Source organism: Microbispora sp. CA-102843 (assembly GCF_050936215.1).
Classification (GTDB): domain Bacteria; phylum Actinomycetota; class Actinomycetes; order Streptosporangiales; family Streptosporangiaceae; genus Microbispora.
This window is the reverse complement of sequence record NZ_JBNJNF010000001.1, coordinates 9,666,977-9,689,140: the sequence shown is the minus strand read 5'-3', so window position 1 is coordinate 9,689,140 and position 22,164 is coordinate 9,666,977. Positions and strand designations below refer to the sequence as shown.

Genomic DNA, 22,164 nt, shown 5'->3' with positions numbered 1-22,164 from the left:
ATGTCGCGTCACAGTGGTTACGCGCCCTTTGTGTGCCCAGTGGCGGAGCCACCGCTGCCCTCGGGTTGTGATCTCGGAACCCGGACACGGTCGCAGAGGTCAGGGGCGGGCGCTGACGCGCGGGCCGGTGTATTCGGCGTCGGTGACGTGGTCGAGCCAGGAGACGTCGTCGGTCTCCCACAGCGCCAGATGGACCATGAACCGGTCGGGTGCGGCGCCGTGCCAGTGCTCCTCACCCGGAGGCGTCCAGATCACGTCGCCGGGGTGGGCCTGGAGGATCTCGCCGCCGCGAGACTGGATCAGGGCGACGCCCTCGACGATGTAGAGGGTCTGCCCCAAGCCGTGGGAGTGCCAGGCGGTGCGCGCGCCGGGTGCGAACCGGACGATGTTCGCCCGCGCCCGGGACGGCTCCTCGCCCCGGTAGATCACGTCCGCCCAGGCGTCGCCGGTGAACCACCGCGCGGGCAGCTTTCCGGTCGGGGGCCGCTTCACGATCTCCATTTCTTCTCCTTCATCGGTGTAGGGATCACACGCGCAGCAGGGCCTTGACGGCGCGGCGCTCGTCCATGGCCTTGTAGGCGTCCGCGGCCCGGTCGAGCGGGAGGTGGAGGTCGAAGACCTTGCCGGGGTCGATCCTGCGGTTCCAGATCAGGTCGATCAGGTCGGGCAGGTACTGGCGCACCGGGGCCGGGCCGCCGTGCAGGTGGACGTGGGAGAAGAACAGCTCCGTGCCGTCCAGTACGACACCGTGGGCCACTCCCACGTAACCGACGTGCCCGCCCGGGCGGGTGGAGCGGATGGCCTGCAGCATCGACTCCTGGGTGCCGACCGCCTCGACGACCGAGTGCGCGCCCAGCCCGCCGGTCAGCTCCTTGATCCTCGCCACGCCGTCGTCGCCGCGCTCGGTGACGATGTCGGTCGCCCCGAACTCCAGGGCGAGCTTCTGCCGCGGCTCGTGGCGGCTCATGGCGATGATCCGCTCCGCACCGAGCTGCTTGGCCGCCAGCACCGCGAGCAGGCCGACGGCGCCGTCGCCGACGACCGCCACCGTCTTGCCGGGGCCGGCCTGGGCGGCCACCGCGCCGAACCAGCCGGTGCCGAGCACGTCGGACGCGGCCAGGAAGCTCGGGATCAGGTCGTCGCCGGGGACCTCCGGCGTCGCGACGAGCGTGCCGTCGGCGAGCGGGACGCGCAGCCGCTCCGCCTGGGCGCCGAGCAGCCCAATCGGTTCCCGCCGGACACAGGAGGACTGGTAGCCGGCCCGGCAGATCTCGCAGGTGTTGTCCGAGGCGAAGAACGAGCCGATCACGAACTGGCCGGGCCTGACCGACGTCACCTCGCTTCCGACCTCCTCCACGATGCCCGCGTACTCGTGGCCCACCGGGGACGGGCCGTCGACGGCCTCGATCCCGCGGTACGGCCACAGATCGGAACCGCAGACACAGGTCGCCGACAGGCGGATGACCGCGTCGGTCGGGGCGATGATCCTCGGGTCCTCACGCTGCTCCACCCGGACATCGCCGGGGGCGTGCATCACGACACCACGCATTCGATTGCTCCTTATGTGCTGAGTCGTACGGGTCCGTCGCGGACGGACCGGGTAGGGGCACCCCTCCTCGCTGCGATCACGGCCGGGAGGGAAGTGCCACGCCATCCAGGTAACCGGCTTCCCGCGCGCCCAGGGAGTGCCTGGTGAGGGGTGTACCGGCAGTACATCCCTTCCACCGGGCGCGGGAACGTACCGTCGAGGAGTGGACAACCGGGAAGAAGTCCGCGAGTTCCTCGTCTCGCGGCGTGCAAAGATCACTCCCGAGCGGGCCGGGCTGCCCGGCGGCGCCAGGCGCCGCGTTCCCGGGCTGCGCAGGAGCGAGGTCGCGGCGCTGGCCGACGTCAGCGTCGAGTACTACGCCAAACTCGAACGCGGCAACCTCGCCGGCGTGTCCCCCGGTGTTCTCGACGCCGTCGCCCGCGCGCTGCGGCTCGACGACGCCGAGCGGGCCCACCTGCTCAACCTCGCGCAATCGGCCGACGGCTTCGACGCGCTCGCCCGGCCCCGGCAGCGCTCCGGCAGGCAGTGGGCGCCGCACCGGAGCCTGCAGTGGACCCTGGACGCGGTCACCGCAGGGCCGGCGTTCGTCCGCAACGGCCGGATGGACCTGCTGGCCGCCAACCGGCTCGCGCGTGCCTTCTACTGCGACATGTACGCCACCGGCCGGCGGCCGCAGAACCTCGCCCGATACACCTTCCTCGACCCGGCCTCCCGCCGCTTCTACCTGGACTGGGACCTGGCCGCCGACATGACCGTCGCCATTCTTCGCACCGAGGCCGGCCGCGACCCGCACGACAAGGAACTCCACGACCTGGTCGGCGAGCTGTGCACCCGCAGCGACGCGTTCCGCACCCGGTGGGGCGCCCACAACGTCCGCCACCACGGCACCGGTGTGAAGAGGTTCCACCACCCCGTCGTCGGCGACCTCACCCTCGCCTACGAAGGTCTGGCGATGGTCGCCACTCCGGGCCTCACCCTCACCGTCTACACCGCCGAACCGGGCTCGTCATCGGAGCAAGGCCTGCGCCTGCTCGCCTCCTGGGCCGCCACCCAGGAAGCCGGCTCCCCCACGCAGCCGCTCCCGGCCGGCTGACGGGCCAGAAGTCCGCCCGGACAAGCATGTCCGTACGGTTCATCCGGGTTCGCCGGGCGGGAGTATCCTGCTGCGCACGTGTCACTGACCTCCCCCACACCTCTGGTCGGGCCCGACGCGTGGCAACGGCACGGTACGGAGTCCGGTGCGGGTGGGCTGGGCTCGGCGTGAACGAAAGGGTGTCAAGTGGCGCGCTGTGAGGACGCCGAGCAGGGGCCGCCGGCAGCGGCCGGAGCCGACGTGTTCGCCGCCGACGACGAGGTCGGCGGGGATCTGGCCCTGGTGGATTGGCGGGCGACCCCGCTCGGCCCGCCGGAGGAGTGGCCGCAGAGCCTGCAGACGGCGGTGAGCATCCTGCTGTCGTCCCGGTTCTCCATGTGGATGGCGTGGGGGCCGGAGCTGACGTTCTTCTGCAACGCCGCCTACCGCCGCGACACGCTGGGCCGGAAATACCCGTGGGCGTTGGGCCGGCCCGCCAGCGAGGTCTGGGCGGAGATCTGGGACGACATCGGCCCGCGGATCGACACCGTGCTGGCCACGGAGCAGGCGACCTGGGACGAGGCGCTGCTGCTGTTCCTCGAACGGGCCGGCTACCCGGAGGAGAGCTACCACACGTTCTCCTACAGCCCCCTTCGGGACGACTCCGGCACCGTGGTCGGCATGTTGTGCGTCGTCAGCGAGGAGACCGAGCGGGTCATCGGCGAGCGGCGAATGACGACCCTGCGGGATCTCGGCTCCGATCCCAGCGTGGTCCGCACCGAGCAGGAGATGCTGGCCTTCGCCTGCCGTCAGCTCGGCCGCAACCTGCATGACCTTCCGTTCACGTTGACCTACCTGTTCCAGGACGACGGCGGCGCACGGCTGGCAGGGGCCACCGGGATTTCCGCCGGGCATCCGGCCGCCCCTCTCAGGCTGCCGGCCGACGACCCGGACGCGGTGTGGCCCGCGGCGGCGCTGGCTCGGGGAGAGTCGGTGATCGTGCCGCTCGACGGCACCCCGTTCGCCGGTCTCCCGGCCGGAGACTGGCCGGAGCCGCCCACGCAGGCGCTGGTGGTGCCGCTGCTCCAGCAGGGCAGTGCGCCGTACGGGTTCCTGGTGGCCGCGCTAAACCGGTACCGTCCCCTGGACGAGGCGTACCGCGGGTTCATCGAGCTGGCCGCGGGGCACGTCGCGGCGGGCGTCGCGAGCGCCCGCAGCTACGAGGCCCAGCAGCGGCGGGCGGAGGAGCTGGCCGAGCTCGACCGTGCGAAGACCGTCTTCTTCTCCAACATCAGCCACGAGTTCCGCACGCCGCTGACCCTGATCATGGGGCCGGTGGAGGAACTGCGCGGCCGTCTGCAGGGCGCCGACGCGCAGGTGCGCGAGGAGCTTGAGGTCATCCGCCGCAACGGGTTGCGGCTGGGCAAGCTGGTCAACACCCTGCTGGACTTCTCCCGCATCGAAGCCGGCCGGATGCAGGCCAGCTATGAGCCGGTCGACCTGGCCACGGTCACCGCCGAGCTGGCCAGCCTCTTCCGCTCCGCCATCGACAAGGCGGGGCTGGACTTCCGGGTCGACTGCCCTCCCCACGACGAGCCGGTCTACATCGACCGCGGCATGTGGGAGAAGGTGGTGCTCAACCTGCTCAGCAACGCGCTGAAGTTCACCTTCGAGGGCTCGATCGGCGTCGCCGTGCGCAGGGAGGACGCCCACACGGTGGTGACCGTCACCGACACGGGCATCGGCATCCCGGCCGAGGAGGTGCCGCGACTGTTCGAGCGGTTCCACCGCATCGAGAACGCGCGCTCACGGTCCAATGAGGGAAGCGGCATCGGGCTGGCCCTCGTGCAGGAGCTGGTCGGCCTGCACGGTGGCACCATCACCGCCGACAGCGTCGAGGGCGAGGGCACCCGCTTCACCATCCGCATGCCGTACGGCTCCGCGCACCTGCCCGCCGAGGCGATCACGACGGCCGGTGCCGGTGCCACCTCCACCACCGCGGACCCGTACGTCGAAGAGGCGCTGCGCTGGCTGCCCGGGGACGACACAGGCGAGCCCGCCCGGGACACCATGGGAATGCCGTCCCACGACGGCTCGGCCGCCCGATCCGGGGGCTCCGCCGCCCCGGCGCGGGTGCTGGTGGCCGACGACAACGCGGACATGCGCGAGTATCTCGTCCGTCTCCTCAACAGCGCCGGCTACCTCGTCAGCACCGTGGGCGACGGGATGGAGGCCCTGGACGCCATCCGCGCGGACGCGCCCGACCTCGTGGTCAGCGACGTGATGATGCCCCGCCTGGACGGCCTGTCCCTGGTCGCGGCGCTGCGGTCCGATCCACGCACCGCCGCCGTCCCCGTGGTGCTGCTGTCGGCCAGGGCGGGCCAGGAGGCGTCCATCGAGGGCCTGCAGGCCGGAGCCGACGACTACCTGGTCAAGCCCTTCGCCGCCGCGGAGTTGCTCGCGCGGGTGAGGGCGAACATGGACATGGCGCGGCTGCGCCAGCACCAGGCGCGCTGGCGCACCGCACTGGTGGACTCGCTGCAGGAGGCGTTCTTCGTCTGCGACGAGCAGGGTGCCGTCGTCGAGATCAACAGCGCCTTCACCGACATCCTCGGCTACGGCCCCGAGAACCTGCCCTACACGCCGATCCACCCGTGGTGGCCGGACGCCGCCGCCGATCCCGAGGCTCACCAGCAGGTCGCCGACGCCTTCGGCGGCCTTCTCGGCCCGGGCCAGGGCAGCTACACCATCCCCGTCACCCATCGTGACGGGCACCGGATGTGGGTCAGCGTCACCTTCAACCAGGCGCAGGATCCCGACACCGGGCGCCGGGTCGTCGTCGGCACCTTCCGCGACGTCACCGCCGAGCATTACGCCATCCAGCGCGAGAGCGCCCTCGCCTCGCTGAGCACCGGCCTGTCCCAGGCCGCGAGCCTCTCCGACGCGCTGACCGGCGCCCTGCGGGAACTGCAGAGCCTGTGGCGCGCCCAGTCCGTGCTGGCCGCCGTCTTCGACCACGGCGACGAGCCGACCCTGACCGCCACCGGTGAGCCGGTGGACTGGCACGGGCTGCCCGACGAACGCCGCCGTATGCTCACCGATCTGCTGCAGCGGCCGCTGCTCACCCCGGCCGCCGACCGCGACGGGGTCGGCATCCTGCTGGAGCACCCCGAGGGCCAGCTGGCCCTGTGGGTGGACCTGGGCGACCACCGGCCTTTCACCAGCGAGGACCAGCTGCTGCTGTCGCTGCTGGCCGGGCGTCTCGCTCAGGGACTGGTCCGCGCCCACCAGATCGACCAGCAACGCGAGACCGCCATCGCGTTGCAGCGCGCCATCCTCGGCCCCGCCCACCTTCCCGAAGGGTTCGCCGTACGCTACGAGCCCGCCACCCGGCCCCTGGAGGTCGGCGGCGACTGGTACGACACGATCGCCCTGCCGGGGGGACGCATCGGGATCGTCGTCGGCGACTGCGTCGGGCGCGGGGTGGAGGCCGCCGCCGTCATGGGACAACTGCGCAGCGCGTGCCGCGCGCTGCTGCTGCAGGACGACAGCCCGGCCCGCGTGCTCATGGCCCTGGACCAGTTCGCCGCCAGCGTCCCCGGCGCCAGGTGCACCACCGTCTTCTGCGCCGTCCTCGACCCGGAAACCGGGCGCCTGTCCTACTCCAGCGCCGGGCATCCGCCGGGGATCCTCGCCCACCCCGACGGCAGTACGGGCCTGCTCGAGGGCGGACGTTCCGTTCCCCTGGCCGTACGCCCGGGCGCGACCCGTCCGGAGAGCGAGACGATCATCCCCGCGCGCGCCACGCTCATGCTGTACACGGACGGCCTGGTCGAGCGCCGCCGCCGTTCGCTGTACTCGGGCATCGACCAGGCCAGCCAGGCCGTGCAGGACGGCCGGAACGTCGCCGTCGACGACCTCGCTACCGAGGTGATGATCCGCCTGGCGCCCGTCGACGGCTACGACGACGACGTCGCTCTGCTGCTCTACCGGCACCCGGCCCCGCTGGAGATGACCTTCCCCGCCGAGTCGTCCCAGCTGGCGCCCGTCCGCAAGGCGCTGCGCGGCTGGCTCGGCCAGTGCGACCTACCGGCCCAGATCGTGCAGAACGTCCTGGTCGCCGCCGGTGAGGCGTGCGCGAACGCCATCGAACACGGCCACCGTCACACCCCCGGCGACATCGTCCGCCTGCGGGCCGAGGCGTCCGTCGACAAGCTGCGTCTCACCGTCGCCGACACCGGCCGCTGGAAGTCTCCCGAGCCCGAGGCGAACGCCCACCGCGGGCGCGGGGTCGCGCTCATGCGCGCCATGATGCAGCAGGTCACCATCACCCCCGGCCCGTACGGCACCACCGTCGACATGCAGATGAGGATCGCCTGATGACCACGCCCCTGACCCTCACTCCTGGGGTTCGCCCGGACGGCGCCGCTCTCCTGACCGCGGCCGGTGAGATCGACATGAGCAACACCGACGCCCTCGCGGCCGCTCTCGAGAGCACCCCGGGGCCCGTCGTCCTCGACCTGACCTCCGTCGAATACCTCGACAGCGCGGGCCTGAGCGTCCTGTTCGCCCATGCCGACCACATCACCCTCATCGCCAACCCGCTGCTGACTCCCGTCCTGACCATCTCCGGGCTCGCGGACCTCGCCACCGTCCACGACGGCGACCCCGACATCCGGTAGGGCGGGCTTTCCGGCGCGGTTTCTCCTCAAGTGAGATTTTGCTCTCGCTTGCGTTGATCTCTTTACACGAGTCATGTGATAGTTGACTATCAAGTGGCGATACCCGGGCTCGTAGTGAACGACGATCCGCTCTGGAGGCATCATGACCACTGCCGAACCCCGGACCTTCCCCTTCGGCCAGGCGGACCGGCTGGAGGTGGACGCGCTGTTCTCCGACCTGCGGCAGGAGGAACCGCTGTGCCGGGTCCGGCTGCCCTACGGAGAGCCCGCCTGGCTCGCGACCCGCTATGAGGACGTCAAGGTCGTGCTCGGCGACGCGCGGTTCAGCCGGGCCGCGGCGATCGGCCGCGACGAGCCGCGGATGCGGCCCCACCAGTCCCGCTCCGGGAGCATCCTCAGCTTCGACCCGCCCGAGCACAGCAGGCTGCGCAGGCTGGTGTCGAAGGCGTTCACCGTACGGCGGATCGAGCTGCTGCGGCCACGGACCCAGGAGATCGCCGACGGTCTCGTCGGCGCGATGCTGGCCAAGGGCGCCCCGGCCGACCTCGTCGAGGACTTCGGGCTGCCGCTGCCGATCACGGTCATTTGCGAGTTGCTGGGGGTGCCCGTCGAGGACCGTGTCGACTTCCGCACCTGGTCGGACGCGCTCCTGTCCACCACGCGGTTCACCCCCGAGCAGGTGGTGCACTGCATGGGCCTGCTACGGGAGTACATGGCCGGTCTGATCGCCCAGCGCCGGCAGACCCCCAAAGACGACCTGCTCAGCGCGCTCGTCGCGGCCCGTGACAACGAGGAGCGGCTGTCGGAGGAGGAGATGCTGTCGCTGGCCGAGGCGCTGCTGGTCGCCGGGCACGAGACCACGGCCACGCAGATCCCGAACTTCGTCTACGTGCTGCTCACCCACCCCGCTCAGCTCGCGGCGCTGCGCGCGGACCTCGACCTGATACCCAGGGCGGTCGAAGAGCTGATGCGCTTCGTCCCGCTCGGGAGCGGCGCCTCCATCGCGCGCTACGCGCTGGAGGACGTCGAGCTGGGCGGCGTCACGGTGCGTGCCGGTGAGCCCGTGGTCGTGAGCCTGGTGTCGGCCAACCGCGACGAGTCGGTCTACACGGACCCCGACGAACTCGAACTCGACCGTCAGCAGGCCTCGCATGTGGGGTTCGGGCACGGGGCGCACCACTGCCTCGGCGCCCCGCTCGCCCGGATGGAGCTGCAGGTCGCCCTGCGTACCCTGCTCACACGGCTGCCGGGGCTCCGCCTCGCCGGCTCCGGGGACGACGTCGTGTGGAAGACGGGGTTGTCCACCCGGGGACCCGAGCACATGCTTGTCACCTGGGACCAGCCCTGACGAGCGCATAATCGATAGCCACCTATCACTTGGTTATGCTGTGGTGGTGACCACCGAGACCTCGCGGCGGCTGCGCGCCGACGCCGCACGCAACTCCGGCAGGATTCTGCGCGCAGCCCGGGAGGTCTGGGCCGAGCAGGGGCCCGACGCGCTGCTCGAAGACATCGCCCGCCACGCCGGGGTCGGCATCGCGACGCTCTACCGCCACTTTCCCGACAAGGCGGGCCTGGTCAGGGCGGCCCTCGACCAGAGCTTCGCCGAGAACATCGCGCCCGCCATCGAACAGGCGCTCGGTGACGACGATCCCCGGCGCGGCCTGGCCACCGTGCTCGAGGCGGCGATGTCCACGACGGCCCGTGAACACAACACCCTGGCCGCCGCCCGGAACTCCGGCGCCATCACCGCGGAGGCCAGCAGCCCGTTCATCGAGTCGCTGACTCTGCTGGCCCGGCGCGGGCAGCAGGCCGGTCTCATCCGTGCCGACCTCACCCCGGACGACCTGCCCAGGATCATGGTCATGCTGATGGGCGTGCTGTGGACCATGGACCCGGGCAGCGACGGCTGGCGGCGCTACCTCACGCTCGTCCTCGACGCCCTGTCTCCCGGCGCGGCCTCTCCGCTGCCGGCCGCGGTGCCGCTCAGGTCACCGCGCAAGCGGGGCGGCTGGCCCGTGTGACGCCCGCGCGTCCCGACCGGCCGCACAGCGGGTCCGTAGCCGTTGGGGCGTCGGGGTGCGTGAGCGACGGCCTGTGTCGGAACAGTGCTCGGAAGGATTCCGGGTACCCACAGGCCGTCGCCGGTCGCGGAGGGCCCCAGCCGGGGCCTGCGGTTCAGGCCGCGGCGCGTGCGGCCTCGAACCGGGCGATGACGTCGTTCCAGTCGATCAGGCTCCACAACTTCTCGACGTAGTCCGGCCGGACGTTGCGGTACTGCAGGTAGTACGCGTGCTCCCAGGCGTCGAACACCAGGAGCGGAGTGGCGTTCATGCCGACGTTCCCGTGGTGGTCGTACACCTGCTCGACCACCAGTCGCCGGCCGAGCGGCTCCCATGCCAGCACACCCCAGCCGGAGCCCTGAACCGTGCTCGTCGCCGTGCTGAGCTGCTTCTGGAATGCCTCGAACGAGCCGAAGTGTTCGTCGATCGCCTCGCCCAGCGCGCCGTCGGGCCGGTCACCGCCGTCCGGTGACAGGTTCTGCCAGAAGATCGAGTGCAGGACGTGGCCGGACAGGTTGAAGGCGAAGGTCTTCTCCAGCCCGACCAGGCCGCCGAACTCGCCCTTGTCTCTGGCTTCCGCAAGCCGTTCGAGGGTGTCGTTGGCACCCTTCACGTACGCCGCGTGGTGCTTGGCATGGTGCAGCTCCAGGATCTCGCCCGTGATCGCGGGTTCGAGCGCCGCGTAGTCGTAGGGCATGTCCGGCAGCGTGTAACGAGTCATCGAACGCTCCTTATTGCAAGTTATTCGCAACTACAAGTTTGTGGCAAGTATTCGCGCTCGCGCAAGGGGAGGGGTGAACCGCGATGGGTGCGGGTCGACAGCGCGATCGCGTTGGAGGAGGCCCACGTGTTCCTCGCCACCGGCCTGCGCACGCTTGCCGTAAGAGGGATCTTCGCCCTCGCCTGCGCCGGCGGGTCGCCTACGTCGACCGGAAGGTGCCGTCGTGATCCGGCGCGGGGGCGGTGAGCCTGGCGAGGGCGGCGGCAGAGGGGGTGCCGGGCTCGGCCTGGTAGGCGATGACGACCTGGCCGTCCGTTTCGCCGACCGTCAGGCTGTGACGCCGCAGGACGAGCGGCCCGAGGACGGGATGGCTGAACTCCTTCGTCTCGCCCGCCGCGGCGAGGAGGGCCCCGATCGACCCCGACGTCACGGCCGAGGCGGTCCTCGCGGTCGTGGACGTGGAACGGCCCCCGCTGCGCCTGTTCCTCGGCGGTTACCGCCTGCCGATCGCGGAGCGGGCCCAACGCCGAACGCCTGGACACCTGGCGGGAGTGGCGCTCCCTCTCCGAGTCCGCCCACGGCTGATCCCGGCGGCGTTATCACACCCCGTCGGTATTAGGCAAACCTAACCTTAGGTAACCTGAGGCGGGAGGTGCCAATGAGACCGGGTGACTTCGCGAGAGGCGCCGAGATGCGGCTGTGCCGCGTGACCGGCGACCGGCGGCATCGGAGACGGCTGGCCGAGCTGGGATTCGTGCCGGGCGCGTCGCTCTCGGTGCTGGGACGGGGCATGCACGGCGGCCTCGTCCTGGCCCTCGGCGACGGCCGGGTGGCCGTCGACGCCCTGACGGCGGCGACGCTGGTGGTGGAGCCGGCCGATGAGTGAACAGCCGGTCACCAAGGCGTCGATCATCAAGGCGCCGGTCACCAAGGCCCTCCTGACCAAGCCCTGCTGCGACGAGGACGTCCCGGGCGGCGTCAACGCCGGTGATCCGCGGGTCGCCCTCGTCGGCAATCCCAACGTGGGCAAGTCCACCCTGTTCAACATGCTGACCGGGGCGCGGCAGCGGATCGGCAACTGGCCGGGCAAGACGGTGAGCGTGGCGCAGGGCACCTGGCGCTCACCCCACGGCGAGATCACCCTCATCGACCTGCCGGGCACCTACAGTCTCGTGCCGGGCTCGCCCGACGAGGCGCTGACCAGGGACCTGCTCGTCGACCGGGGCATGGGGGGCCGCCCCGACCTCGTCGTCATCACCGTCGACGCCGCCAACCTCGCGCGCAACCTCTACCTGCTCGCTCAGGTCATGGAGACGGGCGTGCCGCTCGTCGTCGCGCTCACCATGGTCGACATCGCGAAGAGCCGGGGCATTCAGATCGACGCCGGACGGCTGTCCGAGCTGATCGGCGCTCCCGTCGTGCCCCTGGTGCCGCGCCGGGGTGAGGGCGTGGCCGAGTTCGACCGTGTCGTAGCGCGGGCGCTGGCCGCTCCCCGCAGGCCGGCCGTACCCGTCCTGGGCGAGGACATCGAGGCCGCGCTGGCGTCGATCACCGCCGAGGTGCCCGCCGAGTCCGCCGTACGCTACCCGGCGCGCTGGCTGTCGATCGCGCTGCTCACCGGGGAGGACGTGCCCGGCGTACCGGAGGAGACCGCCGCCGCGGCACGGGCCGCCGGCGCCGCGTTGGCCGGCGGCGAGCCGAGCGACGACGAGCCGGACGACCCGGAGCTGCTGGTCGCCGAGCAGCGGTACGCGTGGGTGCACGAGGTGATCGCGCACGTCGTGACCCGCCGCAGGGCGGGGCGGGCCACCTGGTCCGACCGGGTGGACCGGGTGCTGACCTCCCGGTGGTTCGGGCCGCCGATCTTCCTTGCGGTCATGTGGGCGGTGTTCGCGCTGACCACGAAGGCCGCCGCGCCGCTCATGGCCGGTTTCCAGGGATTCGTGGACGGCCCGGTCTCCGCCGGGGCGGGCCGCCTGCTGGACGTGCTGGGAGCGGGCGAGACGATCCGCGGCCTGGTGCTGAACGGGCTCATCGCGGGCGTCGGGCAGGTGCTCTCGTTCGTCCCGCTGATGGCCATCATGTTCGTGCTGCTGTCCGTGCTGGAGGATTCCGGCTATCTGGCGCGGGCGGCGTTCGTTGTCGACCGGCTCATGCGGCTCATCGGCCTGCCCGGCCGCGCCTTCCTGCCGTTGATCGTCGGTTTCGGCTGCAACGTGCCCGCCCTGGCCGGCACCCGCATCCTGTCCGACCGGCGGCACCGCCTGCTGACCGGACTGCTGATCCCGTTCGTGACCTGCAGCGCCCGGCTCACGGTGTACGTGCTCGTGGCGACCGCGTTCTTCGGCAGCGCCGCCGGCACGGTCGTCTTCGCGATGTACGTGCTGTCGATCGCCCTGGTCATCGGGATGGGCCTGCTGCTGCGCGGCACCCTGTTCCGCGGCATGGCCGAGGAGCCGCTCGTCCTCGACCTCCCGCCCTACCGGCTGCCCGCCGTACGGGTGATCGGGGCGCAGTCGTGGGTGAAGCTGCAGGCGTTCCTGAAGACGGCGAGCGGGATCATCGTGGCCACGGTCACGCTCGTGTGGCTGCTGTCGTCGATCCCGTTCGGCGGCCAGGGGTCGTTCGGCCGCACCCCGATCGAGCACAGTGTCTTCGGCGCCGCCTCGCACGCCGTCGCCCCCGCCTTCGCCCCGGCCGGGTTCGGCGACTGGCACGCCTCGGCCGCCCTGATCACCGGATTCGTGGCGAAGGAGGCCGTCGTCTCCACGATGGCGCAGACGTACAGCATGGGCGAGCCGGCGGACGGGCACCAGCCAGGCGGGCTCGGCGGCGCCCTGCGGGCCACGATCGAGCAGACCTCGCGCGGCCATCCGGTTCCGGCGGTGCTGGCGTTCCTGGTGTTCCTGCTCGCCTACACGCCGTGCATGACGACCGTGGCCGCCCAGCGTGCGGAGATCGGGGGACGGCTGACCCTGTTCGGCATCGGGATGCAGCTCACGCTGGCCTGGCTGCTCGCGGTGGCGGTCTTCCGCGTGGGGAGCCTGTTCCTGTGAGCGCGCTGCGCAGGGTCCTCGAAGAGATCACCGCCGCCCGCGGCGGGGTCAGCCTGGACGACATCGCCCGGCGGCTGGGCCTCGGCCGCGATGAGGTCGACGCGATGGTCGAATACTGGGTCCGCAAGGGGCGCCTCTCGTCCGACGACATCGCGGCCGCCTGCCCGAGCGGCGGCTGCGGCACCTGCGCGCTGGGCGACGACGGGAAGCCGGGCTGCGGCACGCGGCGCGACGGCCCGGTGCTGCTCGCGATCACCGTACGCCGCCGGGAGGATCGCCGCGAGGACGCCTGAGCACGACGCCTACCTGGCGCGGGCCGTTCCGGTGTGCAGTTCGGTGAACAGCCGCTCCCAGGTCAGACGGATCCGGTCCATGTCGTACCGCATGACCGACGTCCTGGCCGCGTCGCCCAGCGCGTGCCGTCGCGACGGGTCGCCGATCAGCGACTTCATGGCGGCGGCGAGCGCGCCCACGTCCTCGGGGGGAACCAGCAGCCCGTCCCGGCCGTGGGTGACGATGTCCGAGGGCCCGTGGGGGCAGTCGAAGCTCACGACGGGCAGCCCGTGGGCCATCGCCTCGGTGAGCACCATGCCGAAGCCCTCGTATCGCGAGCTGAGGACGAACATCGCCCCCTTGGCCAATTCCTGTTCGAGCGTGGTCGTGCCGCCCATCAGGAAGGCGTGGTTGTAGAGATGCAGGCGGTGGATCAGACGCCGTAGCCTGCCGTGCTCCCTGCCGTCGCCGTAGATGCGCAGCTGCCAGTCGGGGTGGTCGGCGACGACCTCGGCGAACGCCTTGATCAGCAGGTCGAACCCCTTCTGCCGGGTGAGCCGCCCCGCCGCAACGATGATCCTGCCGTCCACCGCGGCGGGAGCCCGGTCGGCGGGCGTCAGGCCGTTGGGGATGGTCGCCAGGCGGGTCCGCGCGCCGTCGAGCAGCGCCGCGTACTCGACCGCGTCGGCGTCGGTGAGACTGACCACGGCGTCCAGCCGCGGATACCAGCGGGCGATCTCGGCGACGAGTTCGGGCTTGTGGGAGCGCAGGTGCATGTGTTCCTGGGCCACCCGTACGACGTTCTGCGGGGTGTAGCGGGCGGAGAGCAGGTTGAGCGCGGGGCGGGTCGTGACCAGCACGCCGTCGTCGAGCGAGCGCAGATACCTCACGATCTTCTGGTCGCTCAGCTGGCTGAAGGTGGCGTAGCGCACCTCGGTGGGAGGCACGAGCAGGCTCGGCCGGTGCCGGAGCCAGCCGCGGACGGGATGCCGCCAGCGCGGGCCGCGCAGGTCCGCCAGGGCGTGCAGGCGGACCCGGGGATCGAGGGGGAACTTCGGCCGGTCCCTGGCCTGGAAGACGCTGACCAGTTCGACGTCGTGATCGGCGGCCATGGCGTTGGCCTGGTTGATCACGGTGCGGATGGTGCCGCCGACCCCGTAGAGGTTCGCGATGAGGTAGCGGATCTTCATGCGTGGACCGGCCTGGAGATCAGCGACAGGTTCTGCATCATCGTGTAGTACGGCTTGACGCTGACGGCGCCCGTCCCCGCCTCGCCCGTCTGCGCGGGGAAGGTCATGATTTTCTTCTTGTCGGGGATGTCGTCCAGGTGGCGTCCTACCCGAAGCGGCTCAGGATCGCCGGGCAGCCTGAGATGGAGATCCCAGACCTGACGGCCGTCGATCCGGCGGGAGGACACGGCGGAGACGACCAGTTCGACGGGGAAGGCCGCGTGGAACCGCCCGTCGTCCACCGTCGCCGGGCAGCTCAGCACGAGACCGGGGCGGTCGCGGTTGGTGAGGGTGAGGGTCGCGGTCGTCCGCGCCGGCGGGCTGGGGGCCGCGTCGACGATGCGGCCGATCACCAGGACTCTTCCGTCTCGCGCCCAGACCTGCTCCACTTCGGCGTGCCTTGATGTCATCGGCCCTGCCTCCTGTGCGTTCCGCGTTCGCGGGGTAGCCTCGACCTACTAGCTCGATAGTAACTACTACTGTGATAGTAGTTCGTGGTCAGGGAGGTTGGGTTGACCGACACGGGACATGGCGACAGACGTCCGGCGGGCATGCTGGAAGACGAGGTGCTCGCCGTGTTGTGGTCGAAGCCGGCGCCCATGAGCCCGGCCGAGGTGCAGGCCGAGCTCGGCGGCTCCCTGGCGTACACCACGATCATGACCACGCTCGCGCGCCTGGAGCGCAAGGGCCTGGCCACCCGGCAGCGCTCTGGCCGGGGGTTCGTCTACGCCCCCGCGGTGGACGAGGCGTCGCACACCGCCGAGGCGATGAACGAGCTGCTCGCCCGAAGAAGCGACAGGGCGGCGGTGCTCGCCCAGTTCGTGTCGCGGCTCAGCGCGGACGACGAGCAGATCCTGCAGCAGCTGCTCCGGGAGATGGACGACTGACATGCGGATCGTCGTCTACCTGCCGTTCGTCGTCTCGGCGCTGCTGGGTCTCGCGATTCCGCGATTCGGGCGCCGGCTCGCGCCGGCCACCGCCACCCGGCTCCTGGTCGTGGCCGGCGTGGCGTGCGCGGCCAGCTCGGTCCTCACACTCGTCTTCCTGGCCAGCACCTACCTCGGCCAGGTGCCGCTGGTCGCGTCCTTCGGCGACTGGTCCGCAGGCCTGTTGGAAGCGCTCGATCCGGTGCCGCGGCCCGCCGCGCAGCTCGCGCTGCTGGCGCTCGCGGTCGTGGGGGCTCTGGCGGTCAGGACCGCGACGCGGCAGGTCCTCACTTGGCGGCGGGCGTCGCGGGCCTGCCGCCGCGCGTCCGCCGCCTCGGGCGGCCTGGTGGTCGTCGACAACCCGGTTCCGCACGCGTACGCCGTGCCGGGGGGCTTCGGCGATCCCGGCCGTGTCGTGGTGACGACCGGGATCCTGCGTGCCCTCGATGCGGATGAGCGAAGGGTCCTGCTCGCCCACGAGCGCGCCCACCTGCGTCACCGCCATCACCTCTACCGGACGGCGGCCGCCGTGGCCGCCGCGCTGAACCCGCTGCTGGCGTCCCTGCCGCGGGCGGTGGAGTACACCACCGAGCGCTGGGCCGACGAGCGCGCGGCCGAGGAGGTGGGTGATCGGAAGGTCGCGGCCCGTGCCATCGTCAAGGCGGCGCTGGCCGGCGGGGGACATCGGCGGCGGACGGGCCTCGCCGCTCTCGCCTTCGGTCACGGCGACGTGCTTCCCCGGGTCAACCACCTGCTGACCGCGCCTCCGCGCCGCCGTCCTCTGACGGTGGCCGCGCTGATCGTGGCCGTGGCCGCCTGCCTCGTCGCGACCAACGAGTCCCGCACCGATACGGAGTCCCTGTTCGAAGAGGCGGAGTCTTCTCCACCGGTCGTGCACGTGGTCGACGGCGGGCGCCATACGAGCGTGGCGGAGGTGTCCGCTCTGCGCGGTACGCCGCTTCGAACGGGATGTCCGGCCGGAGCCCAAGCCGCGGCCGGACGTCTGTGCGTTCGCTGAACGAAGGAGTTTCATGATCCTCAGGCGCCTTCGCCTGCCCGTCCTGCTCGCCGTCGCCACCGGTCTTCTGGGAGCCGTCGCGAGGACCGCCACAGTGACGGGCGTGGACCTGAACGCCGACCTGGCGGTGGAGGCGCTGCGCACTCCGGCGCTGACAACGGTCGCCGACATCCTCAACGTCGTCTTCGGGCCGGTCGCGGGTGTCTTGATCATCGCGCTTCTCGCGGCCACGCTCACCCTGACGGGACGCGTGTGCGCGGCCGTACTGGCGACCTCGGTGGTCGCGGCCGGCTGGACCACCAGTGCGATCTTCAAGCAGATCGTCGCCCGGCCCCGGCCACCGATCGTGGACCAGCTTGTGGTCGAAACCGGCCACGACAGTTATCCCAGCGGGCATGTCGCGCTGACGGTGTCGCTGGCGATCGCCGCCGCCCTTCTCGCGGCCCGCACGCGTTGGTTCGCCCTTGTGGTGTGCGCCGGGGGCGTTCTGGTCGTGGCGCAGGCGCTCGCCCGCATGTATCTCGGTGTCCACTACCCCACCGACGTGGTCGGCTCCATGTTGGCGGGCACCGCGGGCACCTCGGCCGTCATCGCCCTGCGAAGGCCTATCGGCAGCGTTGTCGACCGCCTTCCCTTCCTCTATGGACGTGGCGCTCGCGACCACAGGTGAAGGGGCCCCACGGGGGGCAGGACCGCCCCGTCCTGGCGTCGCCGGCGCTCATCATCCTTCCGTGCGGGCAGCTCTGGCTGCGAAGGTACGCGGCTTTTGCCGAAAGTGGAAGCAGTAAGGACGCGCTTGAGCCAAACTCTGGACATCATGTCGAATTCTTTTGTCGAGATCGATGGAAAGTGTGGCTGATCGTTGACAAAGTCTTGAGGTGAAGCTCAGACTTCCCAGAGTCATCGCGTTGGACTGGGATGGGGCTCGTGGGTCGGGCGTCGCAGCGCGATGGGCTTCTGTCCGACCGACAAGAGGAGTGACATGCCATCCTCTCGACCACGTCCCAGGCCGCGATCTCGTTCCGCCCTGGCCTCCGCCGTGCTCACGGTGCCGGCCCTGTTGCTCGGCGCGCCGGGTGTGGCCCTCGCCGCGGAGTCCGGAGCGGCACCCGTCCTCGACACGGCCACGCTGTCGCCGGTCGCCGAGGTGCTGAACTACAACGGCGCGACCACCACCGCGTACACGCCGTCGAGCACGACCGGGACCAACGGCTGGTTCATCGGCGACGAGGTGACGCTGCGTCTGTCCGCGACGGACGACGACGCCGTGGCGTCCTTCCGGGTGACGGTCGGGTCGGACCCCGCCGTGGAGGTGCCGGCCGTACGGAACGGCGCGCGCGGCACGGCCGACTACGTCATCAAGGGCGATCGCAACAGCACCGTCCGCTACAGCGCCGTCGACGCGGCCGGCAACGTGTCGGCCGCCAAGACGGTCACGGTGAGGATCGACACCAAGCCGCCGGTCGCCGCCTGGCCCGGTGTCGCGAACGGCAAGGTGCCCCACAGTGCGCTCGCCTCCTCCATCACGCCGACGCGTACCGACCCCACTCCGGGCTCGGGCGGCGCCGCGGTGCGGGACATGTGGATCGACGGCACGTGGACCTACCCGCTGCCGCTGGACCCGGCCACTCTGTCCGTCGGCGCGCACACGTGGGCGGTCAACCTCGGCGACTCCGCCGGCAACGGGGCCAAATACACCCTGACCTTCCAGATCACCACCTCGGTCGCGGACCTGCGCGCCCTGGTCCAGCGCTACGTCGCCGCGGGCAAGGTCTCCTCGCCGAACGGCGACCGCCTGCTGGCCCTGCTCGCCGAGGCGGACGGCGGCGACGCCCAAGCCGCGCTGACGCGCTTCGGCCGGCTCGCCGGCGAGGTCGTGCCCGAGGGCCACATGCGCGACTCCCTCGTGAAGGACGCCGCCTACCTGGTGGAGGAGCTCCGGGGGGTCAAGCACCCCGACATCGCCACCGGCGTCACGGTGAGCGAGGGACAGGGCATGGCCCGCGCCCCCTTCCGCGTCCCGGCCGAGCCGGTGCGCAACAAGAAGCCGAAGTTCAAGATCCTTCTCTTCGGACCGAAGCCGGGCGCCTTCCGGCACGAGCACATCCCGCTGACCATGTCCGTGATCCAGGACATGGGCCGGGCCAACAACTTCGACGTCGACGTGTACGACTACCTGAGCCCCGAGGTGTCGGTCCCGAACCCCTTCGAGAGCATCGAGCGCCTCTCGCGGTACGACGCGATCGTGGGCGTCTCCAGCGTCGGCAACGACACGTTCTCCACGGCGCGTCCCTCGGGGGCCGACCCGAACGTCAAGGTGAACGAGCAGGCCGTCCTCAAGCAGTACATCAACGACGGCGGCGGCTTCGTCGCCCTGCACGGCGCCACCGACTCCATGCACCAGTGGGACTGGTACAAGGGCCTGGCCGGCGGCGAGTTCGACAACCACGGGTCCAACGGCGGTGGCATCCAGAACACCTGCGGGGCCTGCAACATCGGCGAGGTGGTCACCGAGGACGGCACCAACCCGGCCACCCGCCAGTTCCCGGAGACGTTGAAGATCGTCGACGAGCTGTACAACTGGACCTTCCTGCCGCGCGAGAAGGTTCACGTCCTGCAGACGCTGAACGAGTCGACCTACGTCGGCAGCATCGGCGCCACTGCCGGCCGGATCGAGGGGGCCGACCACCCGATCTCGTGGTGTCAGAACTACGACGGCGGGCGCTCGTTCACCCAGGCGCTCCTGCACAACTGGGAGAACACCCTCGACCCGTTGTTCCAGAAGAACATCCTGGAGGGCGTCAAGTGGGCGGCCGGTCAGACCGAGGCGAACTGCGTCACCCATGACGAGCTGCGCAAGCTCGTCGCCGCCGGTGCGGCGGACGGGTCCGTCGGCGCCGATCTGGCCTCCGGGCTGAACCAGGCGCTCGGCGCGTCGTACGACGCGTACCTCGTCAAGGACTACGCCGACGCCCTCGCGCAGGCGAAGACCTTCCGCCATCTGGTCGACGCCAATCTCCACGGGCCCGGCCAGGCCACGCTCCGCAAGCGGGCGGACGAGCTGGTCTCGTGGATGAAGGTGCTCGACGACAAGGGCGCGGGACTGCGGTTCACGTCCCAGCCGAAGTCGAGGGCCGTCGGCGCCGGCGAGGACGCGGTGTTCTCCGCCCCCGCGGAGGGCCGGAACGTCGCCTACCAGTGGCAGGTGAAGTCGCCGGGCTCGGCGGAGTGGACCGACGTGGCCGGGCAGACGTCCTTTGCGATCGTCGTCACGGCGGCGCCTGAGCTCTCCGGTTCGGAGTACCGGGTCCGCGTGTCCGACCCGACCGGCGAGCTGTTCTCCCGCTCGGCGTCCCTCAAGGTCAGCGGCCGCTGACCCGGACCGGTCGCGGTGGCCCGGGCGTGATCGGCGCCCGGCCCACCGCGACGGCGGTTCCGCCGGCCTGAGCCGGCCACGGAAGGCCGTCCCGAGCCGCCGAGTGAGCCCGGGCGGGGTGCCGCCCGCCGACCGGACAGGAGTGGATCGATGCGTCACGCCCTCGCACGGGCCGCACTCGCCCTGACGTCGCTCGTGTGCTGCGGCGCGTGCGGTGCGACGTCCGCCGCCGCGCTCGGCTCCCGGCCGGACGGCTCACCGCAGGCGGCGGTGTCGTCGGGGATGCCGTCGCTCCCGGCCCCTGCGTCGGGCTCGGCGTCGGGCTCGGCATCGGACTCGGCTGGGACGGTGTCGTCGCCGGTCGACTGCCGCACCGGGCCGCGCGTGCCCGCCGGGGAGACCGGTCCGTGGACGCATCCGGCCCAGTCCTTCTACGGCCCGTCCGACAAGGACAGGCCGACGAGGGCCAGCCTGGAACACCTGCTGGTCGCTGACAACGCCGTAGTGATCGAGTACTCGCCGCGGCTGCCGGAGGCGTCGATCCAGGCGCTTCGCGAGTGGACGTATCTGCAGACCGCGACGGTGGCCGTGCCGGGCGGACGCGAACCGGCCCTGCGTGCCACGACCGCCTCGACAGAGCTCACGTGCGACGGCGTGGACACGATCCGGCTCTCGGCGCTGGCCGGGACGAGAACCTTCGGCCGGGTGGCCGAACACGGCGACGCCGATGAAAATTGATCCCGCGCCTTCCGCGGCCGCGGAGTTCGACTGAGTCGTCAATGAAAGTTTCATTGCCGGACGGTCCCCGGATCCGACCGTACTTCGTCACAAATCCTTCTCAGATGAGTCGAAGCGGCGAAATTCCGGCCGACGCCGGACTTCGCGCGGATGGCGGATGAGGTGCCACCCAGTGAGAAACTTGGCGGATGGAGACTTCGGTGCCAGGGCGAGCCGAAACCCGGCTCCAGGCCAAAATACTCACGCGATTGCGTGACGCAGGTCCGCAATCTCGCATTCAGCTGTCGGAACACTTCGAAGTGTCACGTACGACGATCGGGGCGGAACTCGGCCGGCTTACGGCGCTCCAACTCGTCGAGGAAATCGGCCCGGCCGCGTCTCGCGGAGGCCGCCGGTCGACCGTCATCGATCTCGCCGGCCGGGTCCGCTTCGTCGGCATCGCCATCGGCGCGACCTCGGTGTCCACGGCGGTCACCGATGGCAGGCTGCGCGTCCTCGCGTTCGAACGCGCGGAATGCGACGTACGCCAAGGTCCCGATCCGGTGCTCGAACTCGCCGCGGAACAGAGCCGCAGGCTGCTCCTGAAATTGGGAGTGGACAGGCCGTTGGGAGTCGGCGTCGGCGTGCCCGGCCCGGTGAACTTCTCACGCGGTATCCCGGTGTCGCCACCGATCATGCCGGGGTGGGACGGTTATCCGGTGCGCGATGTCCTCCACCGGCAGTTCGATTGTCCGGTCGTACTGGACAACGATGTCAATGTAATGGCGCTGGGCGAACAACACGCCGGTGCGGCGAGCACCGTCGAGAACTTCCTGTTCGTCAAGGTCGGCACGGGCATCGGCTGCGGAATCGTGGCCAAGGGTGAGCTCTATCGCGGCATGGACGGATGCGCGGGGGATATCGGGCACATACCGGTCGCCGACTCCGGCGAGATCTGCTCCTGCGGCAACACGGGATGCCTGGAGGCGTCCTTCGGCGGCGACGCGCTGGCGCGCGACGCGCTCGCCGCGGCCCGGTCGGGGCGCTCGCCCCTGCTCGGGGAGCTCCTCGAACGTGACGGCACGCTGACCGCCGCGCAGGTGGGTGAGGCGGTCGCCGCCGGTGACGCGACGTCCGTCCAGATGGTGCGCGACGGTGGACGGCGCGTGGGCGAGGTGCTGGCGGGCCTGGTGTCGTTCTTCAACCCGAGCCTCATCGTGCTGGGCGGTGGGCTCACGCTCCTGGGTCACGTCCTGCTCGCCGAGATCCGCGGCGCGATCTACCGCCGCTCGCTGCCCCTCGCGACCAGGAATCTGCCGATCATGATGAGCGACCTCGGCCCGCAGGCCGGCGTCATCGGTGCGGCCAGGCTCGTGAGTGAGGAGGTCTACGGGTTCCCCCGGTGATCGGCGCTCGCACCCCGGCGGTCCGACGATGGCGACACCCAGCTCGAACCGGATTGCATGATCATGCATTCCCGTG

General features: G+C 71.0%; 20 protein-coding genes. 14 read left to right on the top strand and 6 right to left on the bottom strand.

The features are described 5' to 3' along the window. Positions 1-99 precede the first annotated feature (99 nt). Positions 100-501, bottom strand: a complete 402-nt coding sequence (locus tag ACQEVJ_RS45295; protein ID WP_433112104.1) for a (R)-mandelonitrile lyase — start codon at positions 499-501, stop codon at positions 100-102. Between the two features lie 25 nt (positions 502-526). After that, entirely contained in the window at positions 527-1,549 is a 1,023-nt protein-coding gene (locus ACQEVJ_RS45290; RefSeq protein ID WP_433112101.1) for a zinc-dependent alcohol dehydrogenase family protein, read from the bottom strand. Positions 1,550-1,751: 202 nt separating this feature from the next. Between ACQEVJ_RS45290 and ACQEVJ_RS45285 the strand changes: the two genes are divergently transcribed. From ACQEVJ_RS45285 to ACQEVJ_RS45265, 5 genes are all read left to right on the top strand, one after another. Continuing rightward, positions 1,752-2,642, top strand: a complete 891-nt coding sequence (locus ACQEVJ_RS45285) for a helix-turn-helix transcriptional regulator (RefSeq protein WP_433112098.1) — start codon at positions 1,752-1,754, stop codon at positions 2,640-2,642. A gap of 186 nt (positions 2,643-2,828) precedes the next feature. Continuing rightward, complete coding sequence (locus ACQEVJ_RS45280) at positions 2,829-7,001, top strand: SpoIIE family protein phosphatase (RefSeq protein WP_433112095.1); 4,173 nt, start codon at positions 2,829-2,831, stop codon at positions 6,999-7,001. Further along, the gene (locus tag ACQEVJ_RS45275) at positions 7,001-7,303 is read left to right on the top strand and encodes an STAS domain-containing protein (RefSeq protein ID WP_433112092.1); all 303 of its coding nucleotides are present in this window, start codon (positions 7,001-7,003) and stop codon (positions 7,301-7,303) included. Before ACQEVJ_RS45280 ends, ACQEVJ_RS45275 begins: the two co-directional genes overlap by 1 nt. Before the next feature lie 142 nt (positions 7,304-7,445). Then, entirely contained in the window at positions 7,446-8,651 is a 1,206-nt protein-coding gene (locus tag ACQEVJ_RS45270) for a cytochrome P450 (RefSeq protein WP_433112089.1), read from the top strand. A gap of 46 nt (positions 8,652-8,697) precedes the next feature. Continuing rightward, entirely contained in the window at positions 8,698-9,327 is a 630-nt protein-coding gene (locus tag ACQEVJ_RS45265; protein ID WP_433112086.1) for a TetR/AcrR family transcriptional regulator, read from the top strand. Between the two features lie 154 nt (positions 9,328-9,481). Here ACQEVJ_RS45265 and ACQEVJ_RS45260 read toward each other — a convergent pair whose 3' ends face one another. Then, positions 9,482-10,087, bottom strand: a complete 606-nt coding sequence (locus tag ACQEVJ_RS45260) for a superoxide dismutase (RefSeq protein WP_433112083.1) — start codon at positions 10,085-10,087, stop codon at positions 9,482-9,484. Between the two features lie 199 nt (positions 10,088-10,286). After that, complete coding sequence (locus tag ACQEVJ_RS45255) at positions 10,287-10,517, bottom strand: hypothetical protein (protein ID WP_433112080.1); 231 nt, start codon at positions 10,515-10,517, stop codon at positions 10,287-10,289. A gap of 228 nt (positions 10,518-10,745) precedes the next feature. Here ACQEVJ_RS45255 and ACQEVJ_RS45250 point away from each other — a divergent pair, with 228 nt between their 5' ends. The 3 genes from ACQEVJ_RS45250 to ACQEVJ_RS45240 are packed head-to-tail and all read left to right on the top strand — an operon-like array spanning position 10,746 to position 13,436. Continuing rightward, the gene (locus ACQEVJ_RS45250) at positions 10,746-10,973 is read left to right on the top strand and encodes a FeoA family protein (protein ID WP_433112077.1); all 228 of its coding nucleotides are present in this window, start codon (positions 10,746-10,748) and stop codon (positions 10,971-10,973) included. Then, a complete protein-coding gene (gene feoB, locus ACQEVJ_RS45245) occupies positions 10,966-13,143 on the top strand; it encodes a ferrous iron transport protein B (RefSeq protein WP_433112074.1) in 2,178 nt (725 codons plus the stop codon). The genes ACQEVJ_RS45250 and feoB overlap by 8 nt, the downstream gene beginning before the upstream one ends. Then, positions 13,140-13,436 carry a FeoC-like transcriptional regulator gene (locus ACQEVJ_RS45240; RefSeq protein WP_182901832.1) on the top strand — a complete coding sequence of 99 codons (297 nt, stop codon included), beginning with the start codon at positions 13,140-13,142 and terminating at the stop codon, positions 13,434-13,436. Before feoB ends, ACQEVJ_RS45240 begins: the two co-directional genes overlap by 4 nt. A 9-nt stretch (positions 13,437-13,445) precedes the next feature. Here the strand turns inward: ACQEVJ_RS45240 and ACQEVJ_RS45235 are convergent, their stop codons facing one another. After that, positions 13,446-14,606 carry a glycosyltransferase family 4 protein gene (locus ACQEVJ_RS45235; protein ID WP_433112071.1) on the bottom strand — a complete coding sequence of 387 codons (1,161 nt, stop codon included), beginning with the start codon at positions 14,604-14,606 and terminating at the stop codon, positions 13,446-13,448. After that, complete coding sequence (locus tag ACQEVJ_RS45230) at positions 14,603-15,055, bottom strand: hypothetical protein (protein WP_433112068.1); 453 nt, start codon at positions 15,053-15,055, stop codon at positions 14,603-14,605. Before ACQEVJ_RS45230 ends, ACQEVJ_RS45235 begins: the two co-directional genes overlap by 4 nt. Before the next feature lie 102 nt (positions 15,056-15,157). Here ACQEVJ_RS45230 and ACQEVJ_RS45225 point away from each other — a divergent pair, with 102 nt between their 5' ends. From ACQEVJ_RS45225 to ACQEVJ_RS45200, 6 genes are all read left to right on the top strand, one after another. Then, on the top strand, positions 15,158-15,532 hold the full coding sequence (locus ACQEVJ_RS45225; protein WP_433112066.1) for a BlaI/MecI/CopY family transcriptional regulator: 375 nt from the start codon (positions 15,158-15,160) through the stop codon (positions 15,530-15,532). A gap of 1 nt (position 15,533) precedes the next feature. Continuing rightward, on the top strand, positions 15,534-16,589 hold the full coding sequence (locus ACQEVJ_RS45220; protein ID WP_433112063.1) for a M56 family metallopeptidase: 1,056 nt from the start codon (positions 15,534-15,536) through the stop codon (positions 16,587-16,589). Between the two features lie 13 nt (positions 16,590-16,602). Beyond that, positions 16,603-17,259, top strand: coding sequence for a phosphatase PAP2 family protein (locus tag ACQEVJ_RS45215; RefSeq protein ID WP_433112060.1), 657 nt, complete (start codon positions 16,603-16,605; stop codon positions 17,257-17,259). A 378-nt stretch (positions 17,260-17,637) separates the two neighbouring features. Then, positions 17,638-19,965, top strand: a complete 2,328-nt coding sequence (locus tag ACQEVJ_RS45210) for a ThuA domain-containing protein (RefSeq protein ID WP_433112057.1) — start codon at positions 17,638-17,640, stop codon at positions 19,963-19,965. Positions 19,966-20,115: 150 nt separating this feature from the next. Continuing rightward, positions 20,116-20,703 carry a hypothetical protein gene (locus ACQEVJ_RS45205; RefSeq protein WP_433112054.1) on the top strand — a complete coding sequence of 196 codons (588 nt, stop codon included), beginning with the start codon at positions 20,116-20,118 and terminating at the stop codon, positions 20,701-20,703. A gap of 299 nt (positions 20,704-21,002) precedes the next feature. Then, on the top strand, positions 21,003-22,088 hold the full coding sequence (locus ACQEVJ_RS45200; RefSeq protein ID WP_433112051.1) for an ROK family protein: 1,086 nt from the start codon (positions 21,003-21,005) through the stop codon (positions 22,086-22,088). Positions 22,089-22,164 lie beyond the last annotated feature (76 nt).